This window comes from Actinomadura sp. K4S16 (assembly GCF_008327685.1).
GTDB lineage: Bacteria > Actinomycetota > Actinomycetes > Streptosporangiales > Streptosporangiaceae > Spirillospora.
Map to the genome: position 1 here is coordinate 54,234 of NZ_BDDE01000021.1, position 25,756 is coordinate 79,989.

The following is a 25,756-nucleotide window of genomic DNA, read 5'->3' on the forward strand; positions in this document are numbered from 1 at the left end:
GCCCTTCGCGACGATTGCCTGCTCGCCCCGGCCGGGCGGCTCAAGATAAGCGGACGGCGACGAACCCCCGCGAACGTTCGATTTTATCCGGCGCGCGGCGTGCGCCATGCACGGTCAGCCGCGCTTCAGCTCCCAGCGTGGGCCCTGCGGGGTGTCCTCGACGACGATACCGGCCGCCGAGAGGCTGTCGCGGATGGCGTCGGCGGCCGCGTAGTCCTTGCGGGCGCGGGCCGCCTGCCGCTGCTCCAGGGCCACCTTGACCAGGGCGTCGACGACGGGGTGCAGGTCGTCCTCGCCGGAGGACTGCCACTGCGGCGCCAGCGGGTCGATGCCGAGGACGTCCGCCATCGCCCGGACGGCTGTCATGTGCACCTTTACTGCGGCGCTGTCGCCGGACGCAAGAGCGCTGTTGCCCTCCCGGACGGTTTCGTGCAGCACCGCCAGCGCCTGCGGGACGCCCAGGTCGTCGTCCATCGCGGAGGCGAACGCGGACGGCACGGAGGACGGCGCACCGGGCCCGACGAGCTCCGATGCCCGCGTCACGAAGCCCTCGATCCGCTGGTAGGCGGAGACGGCCTCGGCCAGGGCGGCGTCGGTGTAGTCCATCAGCGAGCGGTAGTGCGCCGAGGCGAGGTAGTAGCGCACCTCGACCGGGCGGGCCTTGCCCAGCAGGTCGGGCAGCAGCACCACGTTGCCGACGGACTTGCTCATCTTCTCGCCGTCCACGGTGAGGAGCCCGTTGTGCAGCCAGTAGCGCGCGAAGCCGTCACCCGCGGCGCGGGACTGGGCGATCTCGTTCTCGTGGTGCGGGAAGATCAGGTCGACGCCGCCGCCGTGGATGTCGAACGTGGGGCCGAGGTACCGGGTCGCCATCGCCGAGCACTCCAGGTGCCAGCCGGGGCGCCCGTCGCCCCAGGGCGTCTCCCAGGACGGCTCCCCCGGCTTCGCGCCCTTCCAGAGCGCGAAGTCGCGCGGGTCGCGCTTGAGGTCCTCGTTGGGGGTGTCGCCGGCGGAGCGCATGTTCTCCAGCCGCTGGTTCGACAGCGCACCGTACTCGTCCGCCCAGGACTTGACGTCGAAGTACACGTCGCCGTCCGCCGCGTACGCGTGGCCCTTCTCGATCAGCCGGCGCATCAGGATGATCATCTCCGGGACGTGCCCGGTGGCGCGCGGCTCGATCGTCGGGGGCAGGCAGCCGAGCAGGTCGTAGCCCTGGGTGAAGGTGCGCTGGTTGCCCTCGGCGACCGCGAACCACGGCACGCCCCGCTCCGCCGAGACCGCGATGATCTTGTCATCGACGTCGGTGACGTTGCGCGCGAACGTCACCTCGTAGCCGGACGCCCGAAGCCAGCGGACCACGACGTCGTAGATGACGCCCGAGCGCAGGTGCCCGATGTGCGGGGCCGCCTGCGGAGTCGCGCCGCACACGTACATCCCCACGCGGCCCTCTTCCAGGGGCTCGAACGTGCGGACGCTACGGGTACCGGTGTCGTAAAGGCGCAGGCTCACAGGTTCAGGTTATTGGATGGGCGTCCGGCTACGTGGCGCATCGCCCAGGCCGCCCCGTGCCATCGGGTCATGTCACCGGGGCGGGCGCTCAGCGGAACGCCTTCTCCAGCCGGGCCGCGAACGCGGCGGCATGCGGTCCGAAGCCGCCGTGGTCGCCGGGGTAGGTCTCGGCGGACGTCCCCAGCCGCTCGGCCAGCGCGAGCGCGGCCCGGTTCGCCGGCTCGCCCGCCGACTCCTCCCCCGCCACCGGGACGATCCGGACGGACGACCCGCGCAGCGCCTCCACATCGGGCGTGTACCGCCCGAAGGTCGGCACCTCGTAGCCCACGAAGAAGTCGGTGTTCTTCTCGAACCGGGCGAACATCTCCTGCATCTCCGGGCTCGGCGGCTCCTGCTCCGCTGCCCCGCCCTCAGGCTCCTCGCCGCCGCCCATGCCCATCGCGGCGCCGAACGTCCCCATCGCGGGGCCGACGCCGCCCTCGCGGTAGGCGCGCTCCACGTCCGTGAGGACGGCGTCCCAGTGCTCCGCGTCCGGCAGCATCGCCAGCAGCGGCGGCTCGTGGGCGACCAGCGCGCGCACCTGCTCGGGGTGGCGCGCGGCCAGTTCCAGCCCGATCACCGCGCCCGAGCTGTTGCCGAACACGTACGCCGGGCCGTCGGCGATCTCGGCGAGCAGCCGGGACGCGTCGTCCGCGTGCACCTCGATGCGCTGCGGCTCCGGCGGCCCGTCGAGCGGGCTGCGCGAGTTGCCGCGCCGGTCGTAGGCGACGACCGTGTACCGGTCGGCGAGCGCCGCGGCGAGCCCGGCGTAGCCCGCCGCGTCGTAGATCCCGCCGCAGATCAGCAGCAGCACGGGCCCGGAGCCGCGGACCTCGTAGTAAAGGGTCGCGCCGGGGACGTCAAGCTTTCCCATCGGAGTCTCCTTCGTTGAGCCGGGCGGCGCGCTCCTCGAGGTAGCGCCGCTCGGGCATGCTCGTCGTGCCGCGGGCGGCGTCGCGGTACGCCTCCCGCGCGGCCGGCGCGTCGCCGGCCCTCTCCAGCAGGTGCGCCCGGACGGCCGCGAGCCGGTGGTGCTTCGCCATCCGGTCGTCGCCGTCCAGCGTGCGCAGCAGGTCCAGGCCGGCGGACGGCCCCTCCACCATCGCCAGCGCGACGGCCTCGTTCAGCGTGACCATCGGGTTCGGCGCGAGATGGCCGAGCAGCCGGTACAGCGCGAGGATCTGCGGCCAGTCGGTGTCCTCCGGCCGGGCGGCCTCCGCATGGACGGCGGCGATCGCGGCCTGCACCTGGTACGGGCCGGGCGGCGACCAGGTGAGCGCGTCGGTGATCAGGGCCGTCCCCTCCCGGATCGCCTCGGCGTTCCAGAGCGTCCGGTCCTGCTCGGTGAGCGGGACCAGCAGGCCGCCGTCGGCGGTGCGGGCGGCGCGCCGGGCGTCGGTGAGCATCATCAGCGCGAGCAGCCCGGTCACCTCCCCGTCGCCGGGCAGGGCCCGGTGCAGCGCCCGGGTGAGCCTGATCGCCTCGGCGGTGAGGTCCGTGCGCTGCAGGTCGGGCCCGCTGGACGCGGTGTAGCCCTCGTTGAAGATCAGGTACAGCACGTGCAGTACGGCCCGGAGCCGCTCGTCCCGCTCCCGCGGCGGCGGCGCCGCGAACCGCGCGCCCGCCGCCTTGATCTTCTGCTTGGCGCGGCTGACCCGCTGCGCCATCGTCGCCTCCGGGACGAGGAACGCGCGGGCGATCTGCGCCGTCGTCAGACCGCCGACCGCCCGCAGCGTCAGCGCGACCTGCGAGGACGGCGACAGCGCCGGATGGCAGCACAGGAACAGCAGCGTCAGCGTGTCGTCGCGGTCGGACGCGCGGTACTCGTCCGGTCCCGGCGCGGCGGGCTCCTCCGCGAACACCGCGGCCTCGCGGTCGCGGCGGGCCCGCTCGCTGCGCCACTGGTCGGTGAGCCGCCGGGTCGCCACCGTCAGCAGCCACCCGCGCGGGTTCTCCGGGACGCCCTCCCCCGGCCACTGCACGGCGGCGGCCAGCAGGGCCTCCTGCACGGCGTCCTCGCACGCGTCGAAGGCGCCGTGCCGCCGCACGAGCGTGCCGAGCACCTGCGGCGCGAGGGCGCGCAGCAGGTCCTCGACGGCCGGGGGCGTCCTCACATCTCCGCCCCGGAGTCGTGCATGATCGCCCTCACCTCCATGCGCCCGCCGAACCTGACGTCCGGCCAGCGCGAGGCGATCTCCACCGCCCGCTCCTCGGTCTCGCAGTCGACGGCGACATAGCCGGCGAAGTGCTCCTTGGCCTCCAGGAACGGGCCGTCGGTCACGACCGGCCGGCCGTCCACGCCCACGACGGTCTTGGTCAGCGACGGGTCGGCCAGCGCCTGCCCGCCGACCAGCTCGCCGGACTCGGTCAGCTCCTTCATGAGCGCGTCGACCTCGCCGAACAGCGCGGTCCGCTCCTGCTCCGTCAGCTCCTCCACGAAGCCCGGGCGGTTGTAGATGAGCAGCATGTACTTCACGGATCTCTCCTCGTCGTCGGTCGGTGTCGCGCGAGCCGCCGGCCCGCCGGACGGCCCCGCCTCCGGGCCCGTCAGTGAAGGATCGGAGCCCCCGGCCGGTTCTCGACATCCCCCGCGAGAAAATCTTCAGAAATCTTGGGCCATGTCCCTGACCTGGTGGCACAGGACGGTGAACGCCAGCGCGTCCGGCATCCGGGAGGCGAGCGTCGCGAGATCGGGCCGGCCCGGGCGGGCGTGCACGGTCACCATCCCGTTCCCGATCACCACGTCGTGGACGGCGTGCCAGGGCAGCCGCTCGCCGTCCTTCTCGACGCCGTCCAGATCCACGGCGAACGGGCCGATCCGGACGGACTCCCCCGCCTTCACCGCGGCCAGGCGGTGCGGGACGATCCGGGCGGTCACCTCCTGCGCGACGGCCACGCCGAGCGTCCGGACGTCCGGGATGTCGTCGCCGAGCCGCAGCACGCTCCCGTCGTCCGCGACGACGGTGAAGCGCCACCGGACGCGCCCGCCCGGTCCGTCCGGGACGCCCGCGACGGTCACCGAGGCGAGCTCGTCCCACGTGTACGCCCCGCCGCCCGGGCCGCTGACCGCTAACCCCGCGGTGTGGAGGACCGCGACGCGGGCCCGGAGGCGCGGACGGTCCCGTCCCGCGATCCACCCGGCGGCCGCCGCGTAGCCCATCGACAGGAGCAGCGCCGGGACGCCCACCCACCACACGCGGTCGTGCAGGTACACGACCGCCGCCGGTATGAGCGCCGCCGCGGCCAGGCAGAGCAGCGCCAGCCACGCCCAGGTGCGGCGGGCCGCGGCCCGCCCGTCGAAGATGCGGACCGGTTCACCGAGACGGTCCTGGGGGAACTCCACTGCGGCGCTACCCGGCCGCGCGGGCCCGCGTGACACGCACGAACCTGCCGCACGCCATCGCTGCCTCCCTCAGCCTCGTCCTCGCCATTACCGTACGTCTCCCCACTTATCGTGCGCAGCGTCACAGTGATCACTAAGAAGTTGCGGTTCGGCGGCGTCCGGGCTGGTTAATCTCGGCGGAGGAACCCTCCCTTCCGGAACGAGAGACATGCCGACTGATCCGACCCGGCCCTCCTACACACCCGTGCAGCGGCTGCTGCTCACCGGCGCCGCCGGCCTCGTGGTCGCCGCGCTGGCGGGCGGCGCGTTCGCGCTGACCTACGACGTCCTCCGCGAGCTCGCCGTCGCCGGCGGAGTGAGCCGCCGCTGGGCGCCGCTGTACCCGGCGATGGCCGACACCCTCACCGCCGTGACGATCCTCTCGCTCGTGGTCACCCGCAACGCCCGCTGGTGGACGCGGCTGCCGCGCTGGACGCTGCTGTTCCTGCTGCTCGCCGGGGGCGCCGCGATCTCCGTCCAGCACTCGGTACGGGGGTTCGACGCGCTGTCCGAGGACGCGGTGCGGACGGGCGTCGCCGTCGCGCCGCACGCCATGCTCGTGATCGCCGTCTGGCTGTGGCTGACGATGGCCAAGCAGATCCGGGTGGCGTCGCGGGCCTCCGCCGGGAACGAGGCGCCGGTCGAGGCGCAGCGCGGCCATGTCAAGGTCCTGGAGCCCGCGGCGCCCCCGCTCGCGCTGGAGGCGCCCGCCGAGCAGGAGCAGGCGCCCGCCTTCCCGGACGTTCCACCCCCGGCCCCCGAGCCGGAGCCCGAGCCCGAGCCCGAGCCGATCCTGCCGTTCAAGGACGACGGGCCCGAATGGCCCGCCGTCGAGAAGGCCGCGCCCGCGCCGGAGGAGTTCCCTCCCTTCGACTACGAGGAGAGCCTGTCGTCGGAGCCCGCGCCGCCGCTGGAGCCGCTCCCGCAGCCCCGCCCGCCGCTGGACTCGGTGCCCGACCTGCTGCCGACGGACGTCGAGCTCGTCCGGGGCCGGGACGGGGTCGGCCAGAAGCCCCCGGCCGCCTCGACGACCCGTCCCGACATCGTGGTGCCCGGTTCCCAGGGCGCGGACGAGGACGAGCACGACGACCCGCCCGCCGACCGCGCCGAGGACCCCGACGCCGGGGATCCCGAAGCGACGGACCCCGACGGAGGAGACCGCTCGGCGGGCGGCGACTGGAACCCGCCGCCGTCCAGCAACTTCCGCAGCGGCCCCACCCCGCCCGCCGAATAGGGCCGGGCTCAGGAACCGGTTCGGGGGCCGGTTCGGGGGCGCCGCCCTGATCTGGAAAACCGCCTTTCCTCCTCCGCTGCCTGATCTGCCCGCACCGGGTGAAAGGGACGCGGCGGGGGAAGGTATGGCTCCATGACGACCGTTTCGTGGGTCGAGAGCAGTCGGGACGGCGGCTTCGGCATCGAGAACCTGCCGTACGGGGTCTTCTCCCGGCCGGGGGAGCTGCCGCGCGTCGGCGTGGCGATCGGCGACCGCGTCCTCGACCTGGCCGAGATGTCGGCCGCCGGCCTGGTCGAGGACCGGCACTACTTCGCCTCCGGGTCGCTGAACGCCTTCATGGTCGCCGGACGCGCCGCCTGGCGGGCGAACCGGGAGCGGGTGACGGAGCTGCTCACCGACGAGTCATACCGGGGGCGGGTCGAGCCGCACCTGATCCCGGTCGCGAATGTGCAGGTGCGCAAGCCGTTCGAGGTCGCGGACTACGCCGACTTCTACTCCTCCGAGCACCACGCCGCGAACGCGGGACGGATCATGCGGCCGGACGCCGCGCCGCTGCCGCCCAACTGGAAGCACATGCCGGTCGCCTACCACGGCCGCGCCGGGACCGTGTACCCGTCCGGGACGCCGATCATCCGGCCGTCCGGGCAGCGGCGGGCGAAGGGCGACCCGGAGCCGTCCTTCGGCCCCTCGCGGCGCCTCGACTTCGAGGCGGAGGTCGGCTTCGTCGTGGGCGTCCCCTCTCCCGCCGGGCGGGGCGTGCCGACCGCCGCGTTCCGCGACCACGTGTTCGGGTTCGTGCTCGTGAACGACTGGAGCGCGCGCGACCTCCAGCGATGGGAGTCGCAGCCGCTCGGCCCGTTCCTCGGCAAGTCGTTCGCGACGTCGGTCTCGTCGTGGGTCGTGCCGGTCGCGGCGCTGGAGCCGGCGCGCGTCCCACCGCCCGTCCAGGACCCGGCGCCGCTGCCGTACCTGCGGTGCGAGGAGCCGTGGGGCCTCGACCTGCACCTGGAGGTGCTGATCAACGGGCGGGTGGCCGCGCGGCCGGAGTTCGCGTCGATGTACTGGACGTCCCCGCAGCAGCTCGCGCACGCCACGGTGAACGGCGCCCCGCTCCGCACCGGCGACCTGTTCGCGTCCGGCACGGTCTCGGGCCCCGAGCGCGGGCAGCGCGGCTGCATGCTGGAGCTGAGCTGGGACGGTCAGGAACCGCTGCTGCTCGACGACGGCACGGAGCGCACATACCTGGAGGACGGCGACACCGTGACGCTCCGCGCGCAGGCTCCGGGAGCCGGCGGCTCCCGCATCGCCCTCGGCGAGGTGACGGGCACGGTCCACCCGGCTCCCGCCTAGGGCGCAAGCGCGCTAGGCGGGTGGAAGGACGATGGCGTTGGCGATGGCGGCGAGGCCCTCGCCCCGCCCCGTGAGGCCGAGGCCGTCGGTGGTGGTGGCGGAGACGGTGACCGGGGCGCCGGACAGGGCCTCGGTCAGGGTCTTCTCCGCCTCCGCGCGCCGTTTGCCGATCTTGGGGCGGTTGCCGATGACCTGGATGGCGACGTTGCCGATGGTCCAGCCCGCCTCGTCGACGCGGCGGGCGACCTCGCGCAGCAGGTCGACGCCGGCGGCGCCGGACCAGCGCGGGTCGGCCGTGCCGAAGACGGCGCCGAGGTCGCCGAGACCGCACGCCGAAAGGAGCGCGTCGCAGGCGGCGTGCGCCGCGACGTCGCCGTCGGAGTGCCCGGCGAGGCCGTGGCCCTCACCCGGCCATTCGAGCCCGGCCACCCACAGGGGGCGCGGCTCGGACGAGAACGGGTGGACGTCGGTACCGACGCCCACCCGGGGAAGCCGTTCGTTCAACGCGGTCGGCCGCTCAGCTGGCCAGGACCTCGTCGAGCAGGGCCTCTGCCTTGTCCTCGTTGGTCTTCTCGGCGAGCGCGAGCTCGCTGACCAGGATCTGGCGCGCCTTCGCGAGCATCCGCTTCTCACCCGCGGACAGACCGCGCTCCTTGTCGCGCCGCCAGAGGTCGCGGACGACCTCCGCGACCTTGTTGACATCGCCGGAGGCGAGCTTCTCAAGATTCGCCTTGTACCGGCGCGACCAGTTGGTGGGCTCCTCGGTGTAGGGTGCGCGAAGCACCTCGAACACCTTCTCCAGCCCGTCCTGGCCGACGACGTCCCGGACGCCCACGTCCTCGACGTTCTCGACCGGGACCCGTACCGTCAGGTCACCCTTGTCAACCTTCAGGACCAGGTAGGTCCTGTCCTCACCCTTGATGGTGCGAGTCTCGATGGCCTCGATCCGAGCAGCCCCATGGTGGGGGTAGACGACGGTGTCGCCGACCTGGAAAGTCATGTGACAAGTACCCCTTCCGCTAGAACCAGGGTAGCACGGAAACGAGCGTGCCCGAACCGGCCTTCTCGACAAACGCCCAGGTCAAGCCACATATTGGGGTATTGACAAACCCCTTTATTGGTGCATCGCCGTCCAGTTCTCCCCACCCAGCGTAGCCGAGAGAACACCGCTATCCCGGTCGAGCGCCTTTACCGGTAACCGCCCCCCGGGTACAAGCATCGTCCCGCCGGCGGTGCGGACGGGTTCCATACTGGGATGTGAGCACGCCGGGCCGCGCGGGTACGAAGCGCCCGGAAGGGTCTTAACAGGACGGATGGGAACGCGCGTCCCGCGGGAACACCGATCGGTGAGGGAGGTGGCGCGTGAGGCCGGACGGCGGCGACCCGGAGCCCGACGACTACGGGCTTCCGCACGTTGACGTCGTCGTGCCCGACGACGCCCGCGAGCTGGAGCGGGACGTCGTCGCCTACCATCGGGAGCGGCGCCGGCGGCGGCGCAGGGCGCGGGTGCGGCGGCTGTACCGCCCGGTGACCCGGTTCGGCGTCGCGATCCCCCTCATCGCGGGCGCGCTTCTCGTCGCGCTGCTGAGCGGCGTCCTGATGACGGCGCTCGGTCCCCGTCCGACGCCCCGTCCGACGAGCGCCCAGCTCGCCCCGCGCCCGACCGCGAGCCCCGGCAGGGTCGGCGGGCTCCTGCCCGACCGCCGGGTCGACGTCGTGACGGCCGGCCGCGCCCCGAAGAGGCTCCAGGACCTGCGCCCCGCGGTGATAGCCATAGTCCCGCCCGGGTACCGGTGCGAGCCCATCGTGGCGGAGCTGGCCGGCCGGGCACAGGAGTACACGGTGAACTTCTGGATCGTCGCCGACCCGCGCCCCGCGGGACCCAGGAAGCCCATGTCCCTGAAAGACCTCAGGGCCTGCGCGGGCACCGCCCACAGGGGAGTACCCCAGATCCTGGAAGACCGCGCCGGCGTCCTGGCCGGCGCCTACTCCCCCGCGCCCGGCACGCCCGGCCCCACGGCGACCGGCATCACCGCCGTCTTCGTGAAGCCGGACGGCCTGGTCACCGAGGTCCTCCGGGCTCCCCAGCCCGGTCCGGCGCTCACCGGGAAGGTTGAGAGCCTCCGTACCGGTTAGCACCCGTGCCGGGGATCTTGTCCGCGAGCCCGTGTGCGCGCGCCCGGGCTCGCCGTGGAAGCCGGTTCAGGCGTGTCGGCCACCCCGGGGAGGGGTCTCCCGTTGAACCTCGCTACGCTTCCCCTGGCGTATCTCACGCCAGCCTCACAACTTCCTGAAGCCACCTCTTCAACTGATATTTCGCGAGGAGACCGACGCCGTGATCCGAAACAGCCGTCGAATGGTCGTGCTCGCCATCGCGGGCGCCGTCGCCATCGCGCCGGTGGTCTCCGGCTGCGGCGCCGGCGAGTCGCCCCAGTCCGCCGCCCCGACGCAGCTCACCGAGGGCGTCAACGTGTCGGTGCCGAAGGACAAGCCGGGCGCGGCGCAGATCGACCTCCGCCACATGTTCCTGCTGGGCCAGGAGGCGGGGCGGCCGATCCAGCAGGGCACGAACGTGGCCCTCTACGGCGTGATCATCAACCAGGTGAAGGGCCGGCAGGACCGCCTGGTCTCGGTGAGCTCCCCGGCGTTCGGCGGCGAGGCGAAGATCGAGGGCGGCTCGCTCACGCTGCCGCCCGCCGCCCCGGACGGGACGGGCAGCTTCACCAAGCTGCTGGGCAAGCCCACCCCGACCCCCACCCCGCAGCAGCAGGGCGGCAAGAAGAAGACGCAGCAGCCGGGAACGCCCTCCGGCCAGGCGTCGCCCTCCGGCAGCGCCACCCCCGAGCCCACCGGCCAGGGCGCGACCCCGAACGTCTCCGAGACCCCGACCTCGGAGAACACGACCGGCCCGCAGGGCGGCGGCCCGTCGGCCGAGCCGCCCGCCGCCGGCGAGCAGCCGCTGGTGGTGCTGCCCAGGCTCAACGAGGAGCTGCGCGCCGGTGACACGGTCCCGCTGACGATGCGGTTCGAGCGCGCCGGTTCCGTCGAGTTCCAGGTGCCCATCGTGGCGCGGCAGGGCGAGTTCGCCACCTACCCGATGCCCGTGTCCCCCGCCTCGCCGCAGTCCCCGAACGGCCAGACCCCCGGCCAGACGCCGAGCCAGTCCCCGAGCGGGGAGGCGAGCACGTCGCCGTCCCCGGGCGCCGAGCAGGGCGGCTCGGAGGCACCGCAGACCCCGACCACCACGGAGACCCCGGCCGCCTGACCCACCGCCCCCGCACACACGAGAACGGCCCGCCCCCCAGGGGACGGGCCGTTCCTCATGTCCGTGACCGCGTGTGCCCGCATGTGCCCCCACGCTCATGAGCGTGACAGAACACGCAGGTCACGGCGTTCGGCTAGGGCTCGAACTTGTAGCCGAGGCCTCGGACGGTGACGATGTAGCGCGGGGTGGAGGGGACTTCCTCGATCTTGGCGCGGAGGCGCTTGATGTGGACGTCCAGGGTCTTGGTGTCGCCGACGTAGTCGGCGCCCCAGACGCGGTCGATCAGCTGCATGCGGGTGAGGACGCGGCCGGCGTTGCGCAGCAGCACCTCCAGCAGCTCGAACTCCTTGAGCGGGAGCTGGACGGGCTCGCCGCCGACGCTGACCACGTGGCGCTCCACGTCCATCCGGACCGGCCCGGCCTCCAGGGTCGCGGGCGCGGGCTCCTCGACCTCGCCCTGGCGGCGCAGCACGGCCCGCATCCGGGCGATCAGCTCGCGGGTGGAGAACGGCTTGGTGACGTAGTCGTCGGCGCCGAGCTCCAGGCCGACGACCTTGTCGACCTCGCTGTCCTTGGCGGTCAGCATGATCACCGGGACGTTGGACCGCGCGCGCAGCTCCCGGCACACCTCGGTGCCGGGGAGGCCGGGCAGCATCAGGTCGAGCAGCACGAGGTCGGCACCGTTGCGCTCGAAGATGTCCAGCGCGTCGGGGCCGGTGGCGGCGACGGCCACCTCGAACCCCTCCTTGCGGAGGTTGTACGACAGTGCGTCGCTGAAGGACTCCTCGTCTTCCACGACGAGCACGCGGGTCACGGTGTTGCCTCCCGGGCGGTGTTAGGTGGTGCTGGGTCTGCGGTCGTCCCGGCCGCGGGGCGGCGCGGCGTGTCGAGCAGCGGGAGCCGGATCGTGAACGTCGACCCGTGCCCCTCCTTGCTCCACACCGTGATCTCGCCGCCGTGCTTGCTGGTGACGTGCTTGACGATGGCGAGGCCGAGCCCGGTGCCGCCGGTCTGGCGGGAGCGGGCGGGGTCGACCCGGTAGAACCGCTCGAAGATCCGCTCGATCTCGGCGTCCGGGATGCCGATGCCCTGGTCGGTCACGTTGATCTCGACGTGCCACTCGTCGCACCTGCGGGTCGACACGACGACCCGGGTGTGCTCGGGGCTGTAGGCCACGGCGTTGTCGACGAGGTTGCGCAGCGCGGTGACGAGGAGCTCCTGGTCGGCGCGGACCTGCAGCCCCTCCTCGCCGCCGGCCGCGAGCTCGATGTCCTTGGCGACCGCCTTGATCTGGCAGCGCTCCAGCGCCTCGGCCATCACCTCGTCGAGGTCGATCGGGGTGAGCTCGGGCAGCGGCTCGTCCCCCTGGACGCGCGACAGCGTCATCAGGTCCTGGACGAGATTGGTGAGCCGCACCGACTCGTACTGCATCCGGCCGGCGAACCGGCGGACGGCCTCGGGGTCGTCGGCGGCGCCCTCGACGGTCTCGGCGAGCAGGGACAGCGCGCCCACCGGGGTCTTCAGCTCGTGGCTGACGTTCGCCACGAAGTCGCGGCGGATCGCCTCGGTGCGGTGCATCTCGGTGAGGTCCTCGGCGAGCACGAGGACGAGCCCGTGCGACCCGAGCGGCGCGACGCGGACCGCGAACCAGCGCCCGTCGGCCCGGCGGCGGCCGCCGGCGGGCCCGACCTGGATCTCGGTCTCGCGGATCTCCCCGTCGCGGCGGACCAGCCGGGTCATGGCGAGCACCTCGTCCACCAGCAGGTGGTCGCCGCTGACCAGGCCGTACGCGCGTGCCGCCGAGCTGGCCCGCAGCACCCGGTCCTCGCTGTCCACCACGACGGCCGAAGACCGGAGGACGCTCAGCACCGAGGCGACGCCGGGGGGCAGACTGCCCACCGGGTTCGCCGTGACCGCCGTCCGCTGGGCCCGCTCGCTCACTCGCACCGCCAATCCAGTCGCGAGCCCGATCGCGAGCCCGGCGAGCCCGGTCAGGCTCGCTATTATCTCGACCTCCACACCTCGGATCGTAAGCGGCGTTCCGAGCAACGCTTCCCCGCGGGCCTGGTCAGGGACCTCTCGTTAGCCGAAAGTTCACCTTTGCCACCGGACGCGTTCACGGCCATGGGGCAGGCTGTGGCGTGGGCGAGTCCGCCCTGCCCGCCCCCGTCCAGATCGAAGGATTCGAAGTGCGCGACGCCTACCACGAGGAACTCGACTCCCTCACCGACAGCCTGGTGGAGATGACCCGCCTCGTCCGGTCCGCGATGGCCCGCGCGGTGACCGCCCTGCTGGACGCCGACCTGCGGCTGTCGGAGGAGGTCATCAGCGGGGACGAGCACGTCAACAAGATCGACGCCGACATCGAGGCGACGGTGTTCGACCTGATGGCCCGCCAGCAGCCCGTCGCCGGCGACCTGCGCACCCTGATCACCGCGCTGCGGATGAGCGGCGACCTGGAGCGCATGGGCGACCTCGCCGTGCACATCGCGAAGACGGCCCGCCGCCGCCACCCCGAGTCGGCCGTGCCGCCCGAGCTGCAGGCGATCGTGCTGGAGATGGGCCAGATCGCCGAGCGGATGATCGCCAAGACGGGCAGCGTGATCGCGTCGCAGGACGTCGAGATGGGCCTCGAACTGGACGCCGACGACGACCAGATGGACCGCCTCCACCGCCGGCTGTTCGACCTCCTGCTGTCTCCGAAGTGGCAGCACGGCGTCGAGCCCGCCGTCGACATCACGCTCGCCGGCCGCTACTTCGAGCGCTTCGCCGACCACGCCGTCCACGTCGCGGAGAACGTCGTCTACCTGGTGACCGGCCAGCGCCCCGAGGAGATCGTCGACTCGGCCTGAACCGGCCGGTCCGCGCGCCCGTCCGGGCCCGGTCGTGCCGCTGGGTCTGGACGGCTTGATCATCATTCGTTAGCTTGCGCGTCATGAATCCGATGCGGGCGCTGGTCCGGACGATGACGCTGGCCGGGGTGTGCGGGGCGCTGATGGCGGCGTCCCTCCAGGTGCCGGGCACGGCGTCGGCGCGGGAGGGGGCCGCGGCCTGGGCGCGCGGCCCGGCCTGGCAGCCCACCCCGACCGGCAAGCAGGCGCGGTTCCGCGGGCTGGCGGCGGTCGGCCGGAAGACCGCCTGGCTGGCGGGCAGCGGCGGGACCGTGCTCCGCACGACCGACGGCGGCGCCACGTGGCGCGACGTCGCCCCGCCGGACGCGGAGGGCCTGGAGTTCCGCGACGTCGAGGCGTTCGACGCGCGCCGGGCGGTCGTGCTGGCCATCGGCGAGGGCGACGCGTCCCGCGTCTACCAGACGTCGGACGGCGGCGCCTCCTGGACGCTCGGCTTCAAGAACGACGATCCCAGGGCGTTCTACGACTGCGTCACGTTCTTCGACTCCCGGCACGGGCTGGCGGTCAGCGACCCGGTGGACGGCCGCTTCCGGATCATCTCCACCGGCGACGCGGGCCGCACCTGGCGGGTGCTGCCGTCCGAGGGCATGCCCCCGGCGCTGGAGGGCGAGGCCGGGTTCGCCGCCAGCGGGCAGTGCCTGGTGAGCCACGGGCCGCGCGACGTGTGGCTGGCGACGGGCGGAGCGTCCCGGTCGCGGGTGTTCCACTCCGGGGACCGCGGCCTGACCTGGACCGTCGCCGACACGCCCCTGCCGTCCAGCCCGTCGCAGGGGGTGTTCGCGGTGGCGTTCCGCGACTCCCGGCACGGCGTCGCCGTCGGCGGCGACTACCGGCCGGGGCAGCCGTCCCCGGCGGCCGCGGCGACGACCGACGACGGGGGCCGGACGTGGCGTCCCGCGCGGCGCCCGCCGGCCGAGTACCGGTCGGGGGTCGTCTGGCCGGTGTACTCGGGCCCGGCCGCGCTGGCGGTGGGCCCCACGGGCAGCGACGGCACCCTCGACGGCGGCCGCACCTGGACCCGGTTCGACACCGGAAGCTTCGACACCGTGGACTGCGCCGCCGACGGCGGCTGCTGGGCCGCCGGCGAGAAGGGCCGCGCCGCCCGCCTCACCTTCACCACCCGCTAGCCGGGTCCTTCCAGGAGCGCCTGGAGTAGGTCGCGCAGCGACTCCTGCTGGGCCGGGGCGAGTGTCGCCAGCGGGGAGTCGGCGTCGAGGCGTTCGAGGACGTCGGCGCGGCAGCGTTCGCCCTCCGGGGTGAGGACGATCTGCTTGGCGCGGCGGTCGGTCGGGTGGGGGCGGCGCTCGACGAGGCCCTGCCCTTCGAGGCGGTCGACGAGGAAGGTCGCGTTCGACGCCTCGCACGCCATGCGGTGGGCGAGCTCGCGCGCCGTGATCGGCTCCGACAGCTCGCGTAGCGCGACGACCTGGGCGGCGGTCATGCCGACCTGGTCGGCGACGCGGCGGGCGTGGACGTCGAGCCGCTGCGCGAACCGGTGGACCAGCTTGCACACGTCGCGCTCCATCTGCTCGCCCATGCCAGGAGTGTAGCCCCTGTGGTTCGAGTCATGATATTGCTAGTTCGAATCATCCGAGTTCGAACTAACTGGGAGTGCGCGTGCCCCCGTCCCTCCTGTCCCTCATGTTGGTCGTCTTCGGCCTGACCACCGGCGAGTTCGTGATCGCGGGCATCCTGCCGGACGTGGCCGACGACCTCGCGGTGTCGGTGCCCGCGGCCGGGCGCCTGGTGAGCGCGTACGCGCTCGGCATGATCGTCGGCGGCCCGGTCGTCACCGCCCTGACGGCGCGGCTGCCGCGCAAGCCGCTCGTGACCGGCCTCGTCGCCGTGTCGGTCCTCGCCAACCTCGGCTCCGCCGCGGCCCCGAACTACCCGGTGCTGCTCGCGACCCGGTTCCTCGCGGGCCTGGTCGTGGCCACGTTCTTCGCCATCGCCATCGCCACCGCCGTCTCGACGGCCCCCGCGGGCCGGGCGGCGTCCGCCGTCGCGAAGGTGGCGCTGGGGCTCAACCTCGGCATCATCCTCGGCACCCCGCTGGGCACCGTGATCGGCCAGGAGTTCGGGTGGCGGGCGACCTTCGCCGCGGTCGCCGCGCTCACCGCCGTGGCCCTGGCCATGGTGCTGCGGTTCGTCCCCGCCCTGCCCGCCGCCGCGACCGGCCCGCTCCGGGACGAGCTGCGCGTGTTCGCCGGGCGGGACGTCCGCCTGGCGATCTTCCTCACCGTGCTCGGCAACGTGGGCGTGGTGACCGTCTTCACCTACATTGCGCCGCTGCTCACCGAGGTGAGCGGGTTCGCCGAGGGCGCCGTGCCGGTGCTGCTCCTGGTGTACGGGGCGGGCGCGGTGGCGGGCAACTTCCTCGGCGGGCGGCTCTCGGACCGGGACCTCATGCCGTCCCTGATCCGGCTCCTCGGCGCGCTGGCCGCCGCGCTGGCGCTGTTCTGGGCGGTGGGCGGCGTCCGGCCGCTCGCCGCCGCGCTGACCTTCGCGCTCGGCCTGCTGGCCTTCGCGGTCGTCCCGGGCATGCAGACCCGGGTCCTGACCACGGCGGGCGCGGCCCCGACGCTGGCGGTCGCCGTCAACGCCTCCGGCTACCAGGTCGCGGCCGCGTTCGCCGGATGGCTCGGCGGTGCGCTGATCAGCGACGGACCGGGCCTGCGCTCGCTGTTCCCCGTCGCGGCCCTGCTCACCCTCGCCGGGCTGGCCACGGCCGTGCACATCCACCGCCGCGACCGCCGTCCCGCCGCGGCGGGCACCGAGCCAGTCTGATCGCGTCCGCTGTTCGAGGGGCCGCCGCCGGGGCGGCCCCTCGGGCCTACTTGCGCCTGCCGCGCTTGGGCTTCGGGGCGTCCTTCGGAGCGGGGGCCTTGGCGTCCTTCGCGTCCTTGGGGGCCTTGCCGCCCTTGGCCGCGCCCTGGTTCTTGACGGCCTCGATGGCGGCCTTGGCGGCGGCCGGGTCGAGGTACTCGCCGCCGCGCTTGAGCGGGGAGAAGTCGTCGTCCAGCTCGTAGACGAGCGGGATGCCGGTGGGGATGTTCAGGCCGACGATCTGCTCGTCGGAGATGTCGTCCAGGTGCTTGACCAGGCCGCGCAGGGAGTTGCCGTGCGCGGCGACCAGGACGGTCTTGCCGGCGGCCAGGTCGGGGACGATCGCGTCGTACCAGTACGGCAGCATGCGGTCGACGACGTCGGCGAGGCACTCCGAGCGCGGGATCAGCTCGGACGGCAGCTCGGCGTAGCGCAGGTCGTTGACCTGGGACAGCGGGTCGTCGTCCTTGATGGGCGGCGGCGGGGTGTCGTAGGAGCGGCGCCACGTCATGAACTGCTCTTCGCCGAACTCCTCGCGCGTCTGCGCCTTGTTCTTGCCCTGGAGGGCGCCGTAGTGGCGCTCGTTGAGGCGCCAGGAGCGCTTCACCGGGATCCAGAGCAGGTCGGCGACGTCCAACGCGATGTTGGCGGTGCGGATGGCCCGCTTCAGCAGCGACGTGTGCACCACGTCGGGGGTGATGTCGGCGTCGAGCAGCAGGTCGCCGCCCTTGGTCGCCTCGCTCTCGCCCTTGGCGGAGAGGTCGACGTCCACCCAGCCGGTGAACAGCCCCTCCGCGTTCCAGACGCTTTCGCCATGCCGGAGCAATACCAGGGTCGCCATGGGACCAGAGCCTATCGGCCCCGCGCGGGTCACTCGCGGTTGGCCGGGTCCGCGAAGGAGGCGAAGGCCTGGAGGTTGGCGAGGCTCTCGCCGCGCTTGACGCGCCAGTCCCACTCGCGCTGGATGGACGACTTGAACCCGCGCTCCAGCGCCTTGTCGAAGTTCTCGTCGGAGTAGGTGAGGACGCAGCCGAGGAGGCGGTCGACCTCCTCCGGCGACACCGATTCGAGCGGGACCTTCCCGACGAGGTGGACGTCGCCCACGTCGTCCAGCGCGAAGGCGACCCCGTACATGCGGCCGTTCTTCTCCAGGAGGAACCGGTAGAACTCGGCGTGGTTCTCGTCGGGGCGGCGGCAGAAGAACGCCTCGACGTGCAGCGAGTGGTCGCCGACGATGAGCCACGTCATGGTGGCGAGCTTGTGCTGCCCGGGGAGCTTGACGAAGAACGCGTTCTCGCGCGGCTCGTCGAACTCCAAGTCGGCGGCTTCCAGCGTCACCCGGATGGTCTCGACGACGCTCATGCGTGCTCCCCCCTGGGGGGCGGCTCCCCGCGCCCCCCGCTCGGCTTCGTTCATACGGTCGCTTCCACGGCGGCGGTCGGCTTCGACACGGCACCGGTATACACGTCCAGAAGGCGGTCGACGGTGGTGTCCCAGCCGAAGTCGCGCGCGTGCCGGACGGCGCCGCGGGCGAGGCGGGCGTGCAGCCCGGGCTCGGCGTGCAGGCGCCGCAGGACGGCGGCGTAGTCGGCGGGGTCGTGCCCGGAGACCAGCACGCCGGACTCGCCGTCGGCGACCGCGGTGCACAGGCCGCCGACGCGGGACGCGACGACCGGCGTTCCGCAGGCCTGGGACTCGACGGCGACGAGCCCGAACGACTCGCTGCGGGACGGGACGACGGTGACGTCCGCGGCGCGGTACCAGTCGGCCAGCTCGTGCTGGGGCGCCGGGGGCTCGAACCTCATGACGTCGGAGATGCCGAGGTCGGCGGCGAGCAGTTGCAGGCCCTCGGGGCGGCACAGCCCGGAGCCGCTGGGGCCGCCGACGACGGCGACGACGAGCCGCGAGCGCAGCTCCGGGTCGTCCGCGAGCATGCGGGCGACGGCGCGCAGCAGCACGTCGGGGGCCTTCAGCGGCTGGATGCGGCCGACGAACAGCAGCACGTAGGCGTCGCGGGGCAGGCCGAGGCGGCGGCGGGCGGGCCCGGTCCGGTGCGGCAGGAGGCCGGCGCCGCGGGCGATGAGGGGCGACTCGGGGCGGAACACCGACAGGTCGACGCCGGGGCTGACGGCCGCGACGCGCGAGGGGTCGGCGCCGTAGAGGTCGACGAGTTCGCGGGCCTCCTTGGCGGTGTTGGCGACGAGCTGGTCCGCCGAGGCCACGACCTGCTCCTCGCCGAGGACGCGCTCGGCCGGCTCGGGCTTGTCGTCGTCGGCCAGGGCCGCGTTCTTGACCTTGGCCATCGTGTGCATGGAGTGGACGAGCGGGACGCCCCACCGCTCCTTCGCCGCCCACCCCGCCTGGCCTGACAGCCAGTAGTGCGTGTGGAGGAGGTCGTAGTGGCCGGGGTCGTGGGCGGCCTCCGCGCGCAGCACGCCGGAGGTGAAGCCGCACAGGTGCCGGGGGAGCTCGGTCTTGTCGAGCTCCTCGAACGGCCCGGCGACCACGTTGCGGACGAGGACGCCCGGCGCGAGCTCCACGGCGGGCGGCAGGGCCCGGGAGGTCGCGCGGGTGAAGATGTCCACCTCGACCCCCCTGGCGGCGAGCCGCTTGGCGACCTCGACGACGTAGACGTTCAGGCCGCCCGCGTCGCCGGTACCCGGTTGATCCAGAGGGGAAGTATGGACACTGATCGTCGCAACCCGGTTGATACGACGCGACACCGGACACCACCTCCGACAGTGCAACCTATCGACCGGGGTTACGTGTTCCCTCGGCAAGGTGGCCAAGCGTGACTCACCGCCACAGTGACCGACCTCACCCGCGCCCGCCGCACCGGTCCCCGCGGCTCCCGCCTCCCGTGCCGGGCAGTACTGTGCCGACCAGGCTCACCCACCCGAGAGACTGGACCCATGCGCAAGACGGCGATAGTGACCGGAGCAAGCAGCGGCATCGGGGCGGCCACGGCGAGGCGCCTGGCGGCCGAGGGGTTCAACGTCGTGCTCGCCGCGCGGCGCCGCGACCGCCTCGACGACCTCGCCAAGGAGATCGCCGAGAGCGTGCCGGGCGCGGGGAGGATCGCGCCGGTCACGCTGGACGTGACCGCGCAGGAGTCGGTGGACGCGCTCGCGGCGGCGGTCGACGCCTGCCACGTCCTGGTCAACAACGCCGGCGGGGCGCTCGGCATGGACAGCGTCGCCGCCGCCGACCTCGACGACTGGCAGTCGATGTACGACACCAACGTCCTGGGCCTCGTCCGCGTCACCAAGGCGGTCCTGCCGAAGCTGGTCGAGAGCGGCGCGGGCCACATCGTCAACATCACCTCGCTCGCCGGGCACGTCCCGTACGAGGGCGGCGGCGGGTACAACGCGGCCAAGCACGCCGCCTACGCGGTGAACGAGGTGCTGCGGCTGGAGCTGGTCGCCGAGCCCGTCCGGATCACCGAGATCGCGCCGGGCCTGGTGAAGACCGAGGAGTTCTCGCTGGTCCGGTTCCACGGGGACGAGGAGAAGGCCGCCAAGCCGTACGAGGGCGTGTCCGAACCGCTGGTCGCCGACGACGTCGCGGACTGCGTCGCCTGGGCCGTCACCCGCCCGCCGCACGTCAACATCGACCGCATCGACGTCCAGCCGCGCGTCCAGGCCGCCCCGCACAAGCTCTACCGCGAGTAGGGCGCGACGGCGCTCCAGGGAAGCGTGACCTCGCCGAGGCGCCACCGGTTCCGGCCGCCGTACGGGGGTCGGGCCAGGACGGGATGGGTCCGCGCCAGCAGCGACACGGCCTCGACCCAGCGCGCGCGGGGGCCGAACGCCGAATGGGGCGCCGCGATCGCCCAGCACCGGTCGAACGCGGCCAGAAACTCGTGGACGGGTTCGCCCGGCACGTTCCGGTGGATCAGCGTCTTCGGCAGCCGCTCGGCCAGCGCCGAGGGCCGTTCGAGCGAGCGCACGTGGGCGGCGAACGTGATGGTCCGCGGGCCGTCCCTGGTGAGCGTCACCCAGACGGCACGGCGTCCGATCTCGTCGCACGTCCCCTCGACCAGGACGCCGGAGGGGGCGAGGCGCGCGCGCAGGTCGTCCCATGCGCGCCACGCCGCCTGCTCGTCGTACTGCCGCAGCACGTTGAACGCCCGCACCAGCACCGGCGGGCGCGGCACCGGCAGTTCGAAGCCGCCGCGCCGGAACGACAGCCCGTCGTGGGGCCCGGTGGCGGCGGCGAAGGCGACCCCGGCGGCGACCCGGGCGGGCTCGATCTCGATCCCGACGACCTCCAGCCGCGGCGACACCGCGCGGAGCCGCGAGTACAGCTCGAAGGTGGTGACCGGGGACGCGCCGTAGCCGAGGTCGACCGCCAGCGGGTGCGCGCCCGAGCGCAGCGCGGCGGTCTGGGTGGCGGCGATCCAGCGGTCGATCCGGCGGAGCCGGTTGGGGGCGGTGGTGCCGCGGGTCACCTCCCCCCGCGGCCTCGGGACTGGGGGCACGGGGTAATTGTCGGGGCTCATCCCCTATGCCTTGTACGCCGGTGTACGGCCGGTCCGCTCCGCCAACGCCGCACCCACTGAACGGGATTCGGTAAGCCATCGGTTACGGTGCTGCCGACGCCCCCGTCCCGGAGGAGTGCCGATGCTCGACCTGGCGACCCTGCACGAGGCCATCGCCGCCGCGATCCCCGACCGCGAGTGCCTGGTGTGGCGCGACCGCCGGATGACCTGGCGCGAGGTCGCCGACCGGACGCGGCGCCTGGCGAACGTCCTGCACGCGCACGGCCTCGGCCTGCACGCGGAGGACGGCGGCCCGGCATCGGAGCCGTGGGAGTCGCCGCACGACCACCTCGCGCTCTACCTGCACAACGGGCCGGAGTACCTGGAGGGCCTGGTCGGCGCGCACAAGGCGCGAATCGCGCCGTTCAACGTCAACTACCGGTACGTGGACGAGGAGCTCGCCCAGCTGTTCACCGACGCCCGGCCGGCCGCCGTCCTGTACCACGCGCGGTTCGCCGACGTGATCGGCCGGGTGGTCGAGAGGCTCGGCACCCGCCCGCTCCTCCTCCAGGTGGCGGACGACTCGGGCGCCGCCCTCCTGCCCGGCGCGCTCGACTACGAGGAGGCGCTCGCCAAGGCGTCCTGCGAGCCCCTCCCCGTCCGTCCGAGCCCGGACGACCTGCACATCCTCTACACCGGCGGCACGACGGGGATGCCGAAGGGCGTGCTGTGGCGGATCGGCGACCTGATGATCGGGCCGCTCGGCATGCGGCGCCGCGACGGCGCCCCGCTCACCGACCTCGGCGAGGCGGTCGAGCGGGCCGTGCGCAGCGACGTGCGGGTGCTGGTCGGGCCGCCGCTCATGCACGGCGGGGGCACGTGGTCGGCGCTCGGCGGCTGGTGCGGCGGGGGCGCCGTGGTGTTCCCCGACCGGGTGGACGGCCTGGACGCCGCCGACCTGATGGCCACGGCCGAGCGCGAGCGCGTCACCCGGATGCCGCTGGTCGGGGACGCGTTCGCCCGTCCGATCGTCGCGGCCCTGGAGGCCCGCCCGCACGACCTCGGCTCGCTGCGCACGCTCATCAACTCCGCCGCCGCCGTCAGCCCGGGCGTGAAGGCGCGGCTGCTCGAACTGCTCCCGCACACGCGGCTCGTGGACGTGCTCGGCTCGTCGGAGTCCGGGTTCCAGGTCACCCGGCACGGCCCGGCCGCCCGGTCGTTCCGGCCGGCGGCGGGCACGGCCGTGCTGAGCGCCGACCGGTCCCGGCGGCTCGCGCCCGGCGAGGACGAGCTCGGCTGGCTGGCCAAGGGCGGCGACGCGATCCCGTTCGGCTACCTCGGCGACCCGGCGAAGACCGCGTCCACGTTCCTCACCGTGGACGGCGAGCGCCTCGTCGTCGCGGGCGACCGGGCGCGGCTGCTCGACGACGGCACCGTCGAGGTCCACGGGCGCGAGGCCACCACGATCAACACCGGCGGCGAGAAGGTGTTCGCCGAGGAGGTCGAGACCGTCCTGCGCGGCCTGCCCGGCGTCGCCGACGCGCTGGTGGTCGGCCGCCCGAGCGAGCGCTGGGGCACGGAGATCGTCGCGGTGCTCGGCCCGTCCGGCGCCCCGTCCGACGACGAGCTGCGCGCGGGCTGCGCCGCCCAGCTGGCCCGCTACAAGATCCCGAAGGCGTTCGTCCGCACCGACCGGAGCCTGCGGCTGCCGAACGGCAAGGCCGACTACGCCGCCGCCCGCGCCCTGGTCGACTGAACGAAATTCGGTCCGCCCCTGTACCCCGCGCCCCGGGACACGGGATCATTGCGGCATGCCCGACCTGCAGCTCCTGCTCGCCGACCTCGCCGCCGAGGGCGACTCCGTCGACGCCCTGGTGGCGCCGCTGCCCGCCGGCCGCTGGGCCGACCCGACCCCGGCCGAGGGCTGGACGATCGCGCACCAGATCGCGCACCTCGCCTGGACGGACGCGCAGGCGGTCGTCGCGGCCACCGACGCCGCCGCGTTCGCTCGGCACGTCGAGCAGGCCATGGCGGACCCGGCCGGCTACGTCGAGGCGGGCGCGCGGGAGGGCGCCGCCGAGGAGCCCGCCCGCCTGCTCGCCCGCTGGCGGGAGGGGCGCCGCCGGATGGTGGAGGCGCTCGCCGCCGTCCCGCCGGGCACCCGCCTGCCCTGGTTCGGCCCGCCGATGAGCGCCGCGTCCATGGCGACCGCGCGGCTCATGGAGACCTGGGCGCACGGCGAGGACGTCGCCGACGCGCTCGGCGCGCGCCGCGAGCCCACGAACCGACTCCGGCACGTCGCGCACATCGGCGTCCGCACCCGCGACTTCGCGTTCCGCAACCGGGGCCTGGAGCCGCCCGCCGAGGAGTTCCGCGTCGTCCTCCGGGGCCCGGACGGCGACGAATGGACCTGGGGCCCGCCGGACGCCCGCCAGTCGGTCACCGGCCCCGCGCTCGACTTCTGCCACGCGGTGACCCAGCGCCGCCACCCGGCCGACCTCGCCCTCACCGCGACCGGCCCCGACGCCGAGCGCTGGCTGGAGGTCGCGCAGGCCTTCGCGGGCCCGCCCGGAGCGGGCCGCGCCCCCTCCCGCGCCTGAGAGATTCGCCACTGGCCTCCGCGTTCGCGTTCGCACGGCGCGCCCGTGGAGATGTTCTTCGTATGACGGTTCTCATCGCGTACGACGGTTCTGACGACGCCCGGGCGGCGGTCGAGTACGTGGCGCGGCACCTGCGCCCCGAGCCGACCGTGATCATGACGGTGTGGGAGCCGCTGCTCACCCAGATCTCCTGGGCGCCGATCGCCGCCGCCGTGCCCGTCGCCGGCCATATGGAGGAGGGCGAGCAGTACGAGGAGGAGAAGCAGGCCGAGCGGCTCGCCGAGCGGGGCGCCGCCATCGCCGCCAAGGCGGGGCTGACCGAGGTGGCGGTGCGCGCCGAGCGCGGCGGCGGGCCGGTGTGGGCCGCGATCGTGGACGTCGCGGAGGAGCTGAACGCCTCTCTCATCGTCACGGGCTCGCGCGGCCTGGCGGGGGCGCGGTCGGTGATCCTGGGCAGCGTGTCCACGCGCGTGCTGCACCACGCCCACCGCCCGGTCCTGGTGGTGCCCCCGCCGAAGCCGGACGACGAAGGCTAGAACCCGCTCACCGCGCGTTCGAAGGCGCTGTAGGCGTCCTCGGTGAACAGGACGAAGCGGGCGTCCACCACCTGGGACGGGGTGGCCCGGACGGTGCCGACCGCGATGCGGGCGGCGTCGTCCATGGGCCACCCGTAGATGCCGGCCGACACCGCGGGGAAGGCGATCGAGCCGACGCCCAGCTCGTCGGCGATGCGCAGGGACTCCCGGTAGCACGAGGCGAGCTGGTGGGAGCGGTCCTCGGAGGCCGAGTACACGGGGCCGACGGTGTGGATCACCCACTCGGCGGGCAGCAGCCCGGCCCTCGTCGCCACCGCCTGGCCGGTCGGCAGGCCGCCGCCGTAGTGGGAGGCGCGGAGCTTGCGGCACTCCTCCAGGATCTCGGGTCCGCCCTTGCGGTGGATCGCGCCGTCCACCCCGCCGCCGCCCAGCAGCGACGAGTTCGCCGCGTTCACGACCGCGCCCACCTTCTGCTCGGTGATGTCGCCCTGGACAAGAGTGATCTTCATGTGCCGCCGATCCTTCGCAGTGCCGAATCCCGTCCGAGGACAAGAATTCTCGTCTGCGGCGCACGCGAAACGCACCGGGGCGCCTCCCGGCGGTACGCTCATGGCGGACGAGCCGCCGGGGGGCGGTGCGGGCCCGTCCGACTTCGTCCGGCCGGACGCAGGGGGGTGTCCATGCGGAACGCCGGGCGTGACCAGTGCTGACAGACCCCACAGCAGACGATGCACGATGGCGTGAGAGCCGCGGAGGTACCCCCTTGAAGATTCTCCTCGCCGGAGCGACCGGAGTAGTCGGCCGCCGGCTGATCCCGCTGCTCGTCCAGGCGGGCCATGAGGTCGCAGGGACGACGCGCCGAACCGAACGCACCGGCATGCTGCGCGACCTCGGCGCCGCGCCGGTCCTGCTGGACGTGCTCGACGCCGGCGCCGTGCGCGACGCCATGGCCGCCGTGCGTCCCGACGCCGTGATCCACCAGCTCACCGATCTCAGCGACGAGGACTTCGAGGCCAACTCGCACCTGCGGATCGTGGGCACCCGCAACCTCGTCGACGCGGCGCGGGCCGCCGGCGTGCAGACCATGATCGCGCAGAGCATCGCCTGGCTGTACGTGCCGGGCGACGCCCCCGCCGTCGAGACCGACCCGCTCGACTCGCACCTGCCGCCCTACGCGGGCATCGCGTCGCTGGAGCAGGCGGTCGCCGAGATGCCGCACGGCGTCATCCTGCGCTACGGGGCGCTCTACGGCCCGGGGACCTGGTACGCGCCCGACGGCGCCATCGCCGAGCGGGTGCGGGCGGGCACCCTGCGCCAGGCGCCGTCCTGGACGTCGTTCGTGCACGCCGACGACGCCGCGTCCGCGGCGCTCGCGGCCCTCGACTGGCCCGCCGGGGTCGTCAACGTCGTCGACGACGAGCCGGCGACCACGGCGGACTGGCTGCCGGTCTACAGCGCGGCGCTCGGCGCGCCCGGGCCGGGCAGCGCCGGCAAGCACGCGGCCACGACGGGGCGTCCGGTGTCCAACGCCAGGGCGCTGGGCCTCGGGTGGAAGCCGCAGGTGCCCTCCTGGCGCATCGGGTTCGCGCAGATGGACGTGCCGGTCGGCACCGACTGACCCGG

At 73.7% G+C, this 25,756-nt stretch carries 27 protein-coding genes; 12 read left to right on the forward strand and 15 right to left on the reverse strand.

Annotation, left to right across the window (positions count from 1 at the left end; genetic code table 11):
• Nucleotides 1-114: 114 nt before the first annotated feature.
• The 5 genes from cysS to K4S16_RS32950 all read right to left on the reverse strand — a co-directional run bounded on the left by cysS (nucleotide 115) and on the right by K4S16_RS32950 (nucleotide 4,891).
• On the reverse strand, nucleotides 115-1,509 hold the full coding sequence (gene cysS / locus K4S16_RS32930; protein WP_149262978.1) for a cysteine--tRNA ligase: 1,395 nt from the start codon (nucleotides 1,507-1,509) through the stop codon (nucleotides 115-117).
• 88 nt (nucleotides 1,510-1,597) lie between these two features.
• Complete coding sequence (locus tag K4S16_RS32935) at nucleotides 1,598-2,422, reverse strand: alpha/beta fold hydrolase (RefSeq protein WP_149262979.1); 825 nt, start codon at nucleotides 2,420-2,422, stop codon at nucleotides 1,598-1,600.
• Entirely contained in the window at nucleotides 2,409-3,662 is a 1,254-nt protein-coding gene (locus tag K4S16_RS32940; protein WP_149262980.1) for an RNA polymerase sigma factor, read from the reverse strand. The genes K4S16_RS32935 and K4S16_RS32940 overlap by 14 nt, the downstream gene beginning before the upstream one ends.
• Complete coding sequence (locus K4S16_RS32945) at nucleotides 3,659-4,015, reverse strand: YciI family protein (protein ID WP_200842269.1); 357 nt, start codon at nucleotides 4,013-4,015, stop codon at nucleotides 3,659-3,661. The genes K4S16_RS32940 and K4S16_RS32945 overlap by 4 nt, the downstream gene beginning before the upstream one ends.
• 135 nt (nucleotides 4,016-4,150) lie before the next feature.
• Nucleotides 4,151-4,891 (reverse strand): DUF6585 family protein, encoded by a 741-nt coding sequence (locus tag K4S16_RS32950; protein WP_149262982.1) that lies wholly within the window; start codon nucleotides 4,889-4,891, stop codon nucleotides 4,151-4,153.
• Nucleotides 4,892-5,099: 208 nt separating this feature from the next.
• Between K4S16_RS32950 and K4S16_RS32955 the strand changes: the two genes are divergently transcribed.
• Together K4S16_RS32955 and fahA are read left to right on the forward strand one after the other, a co-directional pair.
• Entirely contained in the window at nucleotides 5,100-6,164 is a 1,065-nt protein-coding gene (locus K4S16_RS32955) for a DUF2637 domain-containing protein (RefSeq protein WP_149262983.1), read from the forward strand.
• A gap of 132 nt (nucleotides 6,165-6,296) precedes the next feature.
• Nucleotides 6,297-7,514, forward strand: coding sequence for a fumarylacetoacetase (gene fahA, locus K4S16_RS32960; protein WP_149262984.1), 1,218 nt, complete (start codon nucleotides 6,297-6,299; stop codon nucleotides 7,512-7,514).
• Nucleotides 7,515-7,526: 12 nt separating this feature from the next.
• Here the strand turns inward: fahA and ispF are convergent, their stop codons facing one another.
• Entirely contained in the window at nucleotides 7,527-7,997 is a 471-nt protein-coding gene (gene ispF / locus K4S16_RS32965; RefSeq protein ID WP_200842260.1) for a 2-C-methyl-D-erythritol 2,4-cyclodiphosphate synthase, read from the reverse strand.
• A gap of 34 nt (nucleotides 7,998-8,031) precedes the next feature.
• Nucleotides 8,032-8,514: a CarD family transcriptional regulator gene (locus K4S16_RS32970; protein WP_021599843.1), complete on the reverse strand. Its 483-nt coding sequence runs from the start codon at nucleotides 8,512-8,514 to the stop codon at nucleotides 8,032-8,034.
• 362 nt (nucleotides 8,515-8,876) lie between these two features.
• Here K4S16_RS32970 and K4S16_RS32975 point away from each other — a divergent pair, with 362 nt between their 5' ends.
• Together K4S16_RS32975 and K4S16_RS32980 are read left to right on the forward strand one after the other, a co-directional pair.
• Complete coding sequence (locus K4S16_RS32975) at nucleotides 8,877-9,650, forward strand: hypothetical protein (protein ID WP_149262986.1); 774 nt, start codon at nucleotides 8,877-8,879, stop codon at nucleotides 9,648-9,650.
• Nucleotides 9,651-9,849: 199 nt separating this feature from the next.
• A complete protein-coding gene (locus K4S16_RS32980) occupies nucleotides 9,850-10,779 on the forward strand; it encodes a copper chaperone PCu(A)C (protein WP_149262987.1) in 930 nt (309 codons plus the stop codon).
• Nucleotides 10,780-10,912: 133 nt separating this feature from the next.
• Here K4S16_RS32980 and K4S16_RS32985 read toward each other — a convergent pair whose 3' ends face one another.
• Together K4S16_RS32985 and K4S16_RS32990 are read right to left on the reverse strand one after the other, a co-directional pair.
• A complete protein-coding gene (locus K4S16_RS32985; RefSeq protein WP_149262988.1) occupies nucleotides 10,913-11,593 on the reverse strand; it encodes a response regulator transcription factor in 681 nt (226 codons plus the stop codon).
• The gene (locus K4S16_RS32990) at nucleotides 11,590-12,798 is read right to left on the reverse strand and encodes a cell wall metabolism sensor histidine kinase WalK (protein WP_149262989.1); all 1,209 of its coding nucleotides are present in this window, start codon (nucleotides 12,796-12,798) and stop codon (nucleotides 11,590-11,592) included. The genes K4S16_RS32985 and K4S16_RS32990 overlap by 4 nt, the downstream gene beginning before the upstream one ends.
• A 170-nt stretch (nucleotides 12,799-12,968) precedes the next feature.
• Here K4S16_RS32990 and phoU point away from each other — a divergent pair, with 170 nt between their 5' ends.
• Both phoU and K4S16_RS33000 read left to right on the forward strand, forming a co-directional pair.
• On the forward strand, nucleotides 12,969-13,631 hold the full coding sequence (gene phoU / locus K4S16_RS32995; protein WP_149263144.1) for a phosphate signaling complex protein PhoU: 663 nt from the start codon (nucleotides 12,969-12,971) through the stop codon (nucleotides 13,629-13,631).
• Nucleotides 13,632-13,714: 83 nt separating this feature from the next.
• A complete protein-coding gene (locus K4S16_RS33000; RefSeq protein WP_200842261.1) occupies nucleotides 13,715-14,818 on the forward strand; it encodes an oxidoreductase in 1,104 nt (367 codons plus the stop codon).
• On the opposite strand, the gene K4S16_RS33005 is transcribed toward K4S16_RS33000, so the two are convergent.
• Nucleotides 14,815-15,228 (reverse strand): MarR family winged helix-turn-helix transcriptional regulator, encoded by a 414-nt coding sequence (locus K4S16_RS33005; RefSeq protein ID WP_149262990.1) that lies wholly within the window; start codon nucleotides 15,226-15,228, stop codon nucleotides 14,815-14,817. The genes K4S16_RS33000 and K4S16_RS33005 overlap by 4 nt on opposite strands.
• A gap of 80 nt (nucleotides 15,229-15,308) precedes the next feature.
• On the opposite strand from K4S16_RS33005, the gene K4S16_RS33010 reads away from it, so the two are divergent.
• Nucleotides 15,309-16,478 carry an MFS transporter gene (locus K4S16_RS33010; protein ID WP_200842262.1) on the forward strand — a complete coding sequence of 390 codons (1,170 nt, stop codon included), beginning with the start codon at nucleotides 15,309-15,311 and terminating at the stop codon, nucleotides 16,476-16,478.
• A gap of 46 nt (nucleotides 16,479-16,524) precedes the next feature.
• On the opposite strand, the gene K4S16_RS33015 is transcribed toward K4S16_RS33010, so the two are convergent.
• The 3 genes from K4S16_RS33015 to mshA are packed head-to-tail and all read right to left on the reverse strand — an operon-like array spanning nucleotide 16,525 to nucleotide 19,240.
• Nucleotides 16,525-17,358, reverse strand: a complete 834-nt coding sequence (locus K4S16_RS33015) for a phosphoglyceromutase (protein ID WP_235037221.1) — start codon at nucleotides 17,356-17,358, stop codon at nucleotides 16,525-16,527.
• Between the two features lie 29 nt (nucleotides 17,359-17,387).
• Nucleotides 17,388-17,879: a YbjN domain-containing protein gene (locus K4S16_RS33020; RefSeq protein ID WP_149262991.1), complete on the reverse strand. Its 492-nt coding sequence runs from the start codon at nucleotides 17,877-17,879 to the stop codon at nucleotides 17,388-17,390.
• 50 nt (nucleotides 17,880-17,929) lie between these two features.
• Nucleotides 17,930-19,240: a D-inositol-3-phosphate glycosyltransferase gene (mshA, locus tag K4S16_RS33025; RefSeq protein ID WP_149262992.1), complete on the reverse strand. Its 1,311-nt coding sequence runs from the start codon at nucleotides 19,238-19,240 to the stop codon at nucleotides 17,930-17,932.
• A 189-nt stretch (nucleotides 19,241-19,429) separates the two neighbouring features.
• Between mshA and K4S16_RS33030 the strand changes: the two genes are divergently transcribed.
• A complete protein-coding gene (locus tag K4S16_RS33030) occupies nucleotides 19,430-20,188 on the forward strand; it encodes an SDR family NAD(P)-dependent oxidoreductase (protein WP_149262993.1) in 759 nt (252 codons plus the stop codon).
• Here the strand turns inward: K4S16_RS33030 and K4S16_RS33035 are convergent.
• Nucleotides 20,176-20,997 carry a class I SAM-dependent methyltransferase gene (locus K4S16_RS33035; RefSeq protein WP_235037222.1) on the reverse strand — a complete coding sequence of 274 codons (822 nt, stop codon included), beginning with the start codon at nucleotides 20,995-20,997 and terminating at the stop codon, nucleotides 20,176-20,178. The two genes, K4S16_RS33030 and K4S16_RS33035, sit on opposite strands and share 13 nt — an antisense overlap.
• Nucleotides 20,998-21,139: 142 nt before the next feature.
• Here K4S16_RS33035 and K4S16_RS33040 point away from each other — a divergent pair, with 142 nt between their 5' ends.
• The 3 genes from K4S16_RS33040 (at nucleotide 21,140) to K4S16_RS33050 (ending at nucleotide 24,133) form a co-directional block, all read left to right on the forward strand.
• Nucleotides 21,140-22,753, forward strand: a complete 1,614-nt coding sequence (locus tag K4S16_RS33040; protein ID WP_149262995.1) for an AMP-binding protein — start codon at nucleotides 21,140-21,142, stop codon at nucleotides 22,751-22,753.
• Nucleotides 22,754-22,808: 55 nt separating this feature from the next.
• Nucleotides 22,809-23,597, forward strand: a complete 789-nt coding sequence (locus tag K4S16_RS33045; protein WP_149262996.1) for a TIGR03084 family metal-binding protein — start codon at nucleotides 22,809-22,811, stop codon at nucleotides 23,595-23,597.
• A 62-nt stretch (nucleotides 23,598-23,659) separates the two neighbouring features.
• Nucleotides 23,660-24,133: a universal stress protein gene (locus K4S16_RS33050; protein ID WP_149262997.1), complete on the forward strand. Its 474-nt coding sequence runs from the start codon at nucleotides 23,660-23,662 to the stop codon at nucleotides 24,131-24,133.
• On the opposite strand, the gene K4S16_RS33055 is transcribed toward K4S16_RS33050, so the two are convergent.
• Nucleotides 24,130-24,642 (reverse strand): O-acetyl-ADP-ribose deacetylase, encoded by a 513-nt coding sequence (locus K4S16_RS33055; RefSeq protein WP_149262998.1) that lies wholly within the window; start codon nucleotides 24,640-24,642, stop codon nucleotides 24,130-24,132. The genes K4S16_RS33050 and K4S16_RS33055 overlap by 4 nt on opposite strands.
• 254 nt (nucleotides 24,643-24,896) lie before the next feature.
• Between K4S16_RS33055 and K4S16_RS33060 the strand changes: the two genes are divergently transcribed.
• On the forward strand, nucleotides 24,897-25,751 hold the full coding sequence (locus K4S16_RS33060) for an NAD(P)-dependent oxidoreductase (RefSeq protein WP_149262999.1): 855 nt from the start codon (nucleotides 24,897-24,899) through the stop codon (nucleotides 25,749-25,751).
• The last annotated feature ends 5 nt before the right edge of the window (nucleotides 25,752-25,756 follow it).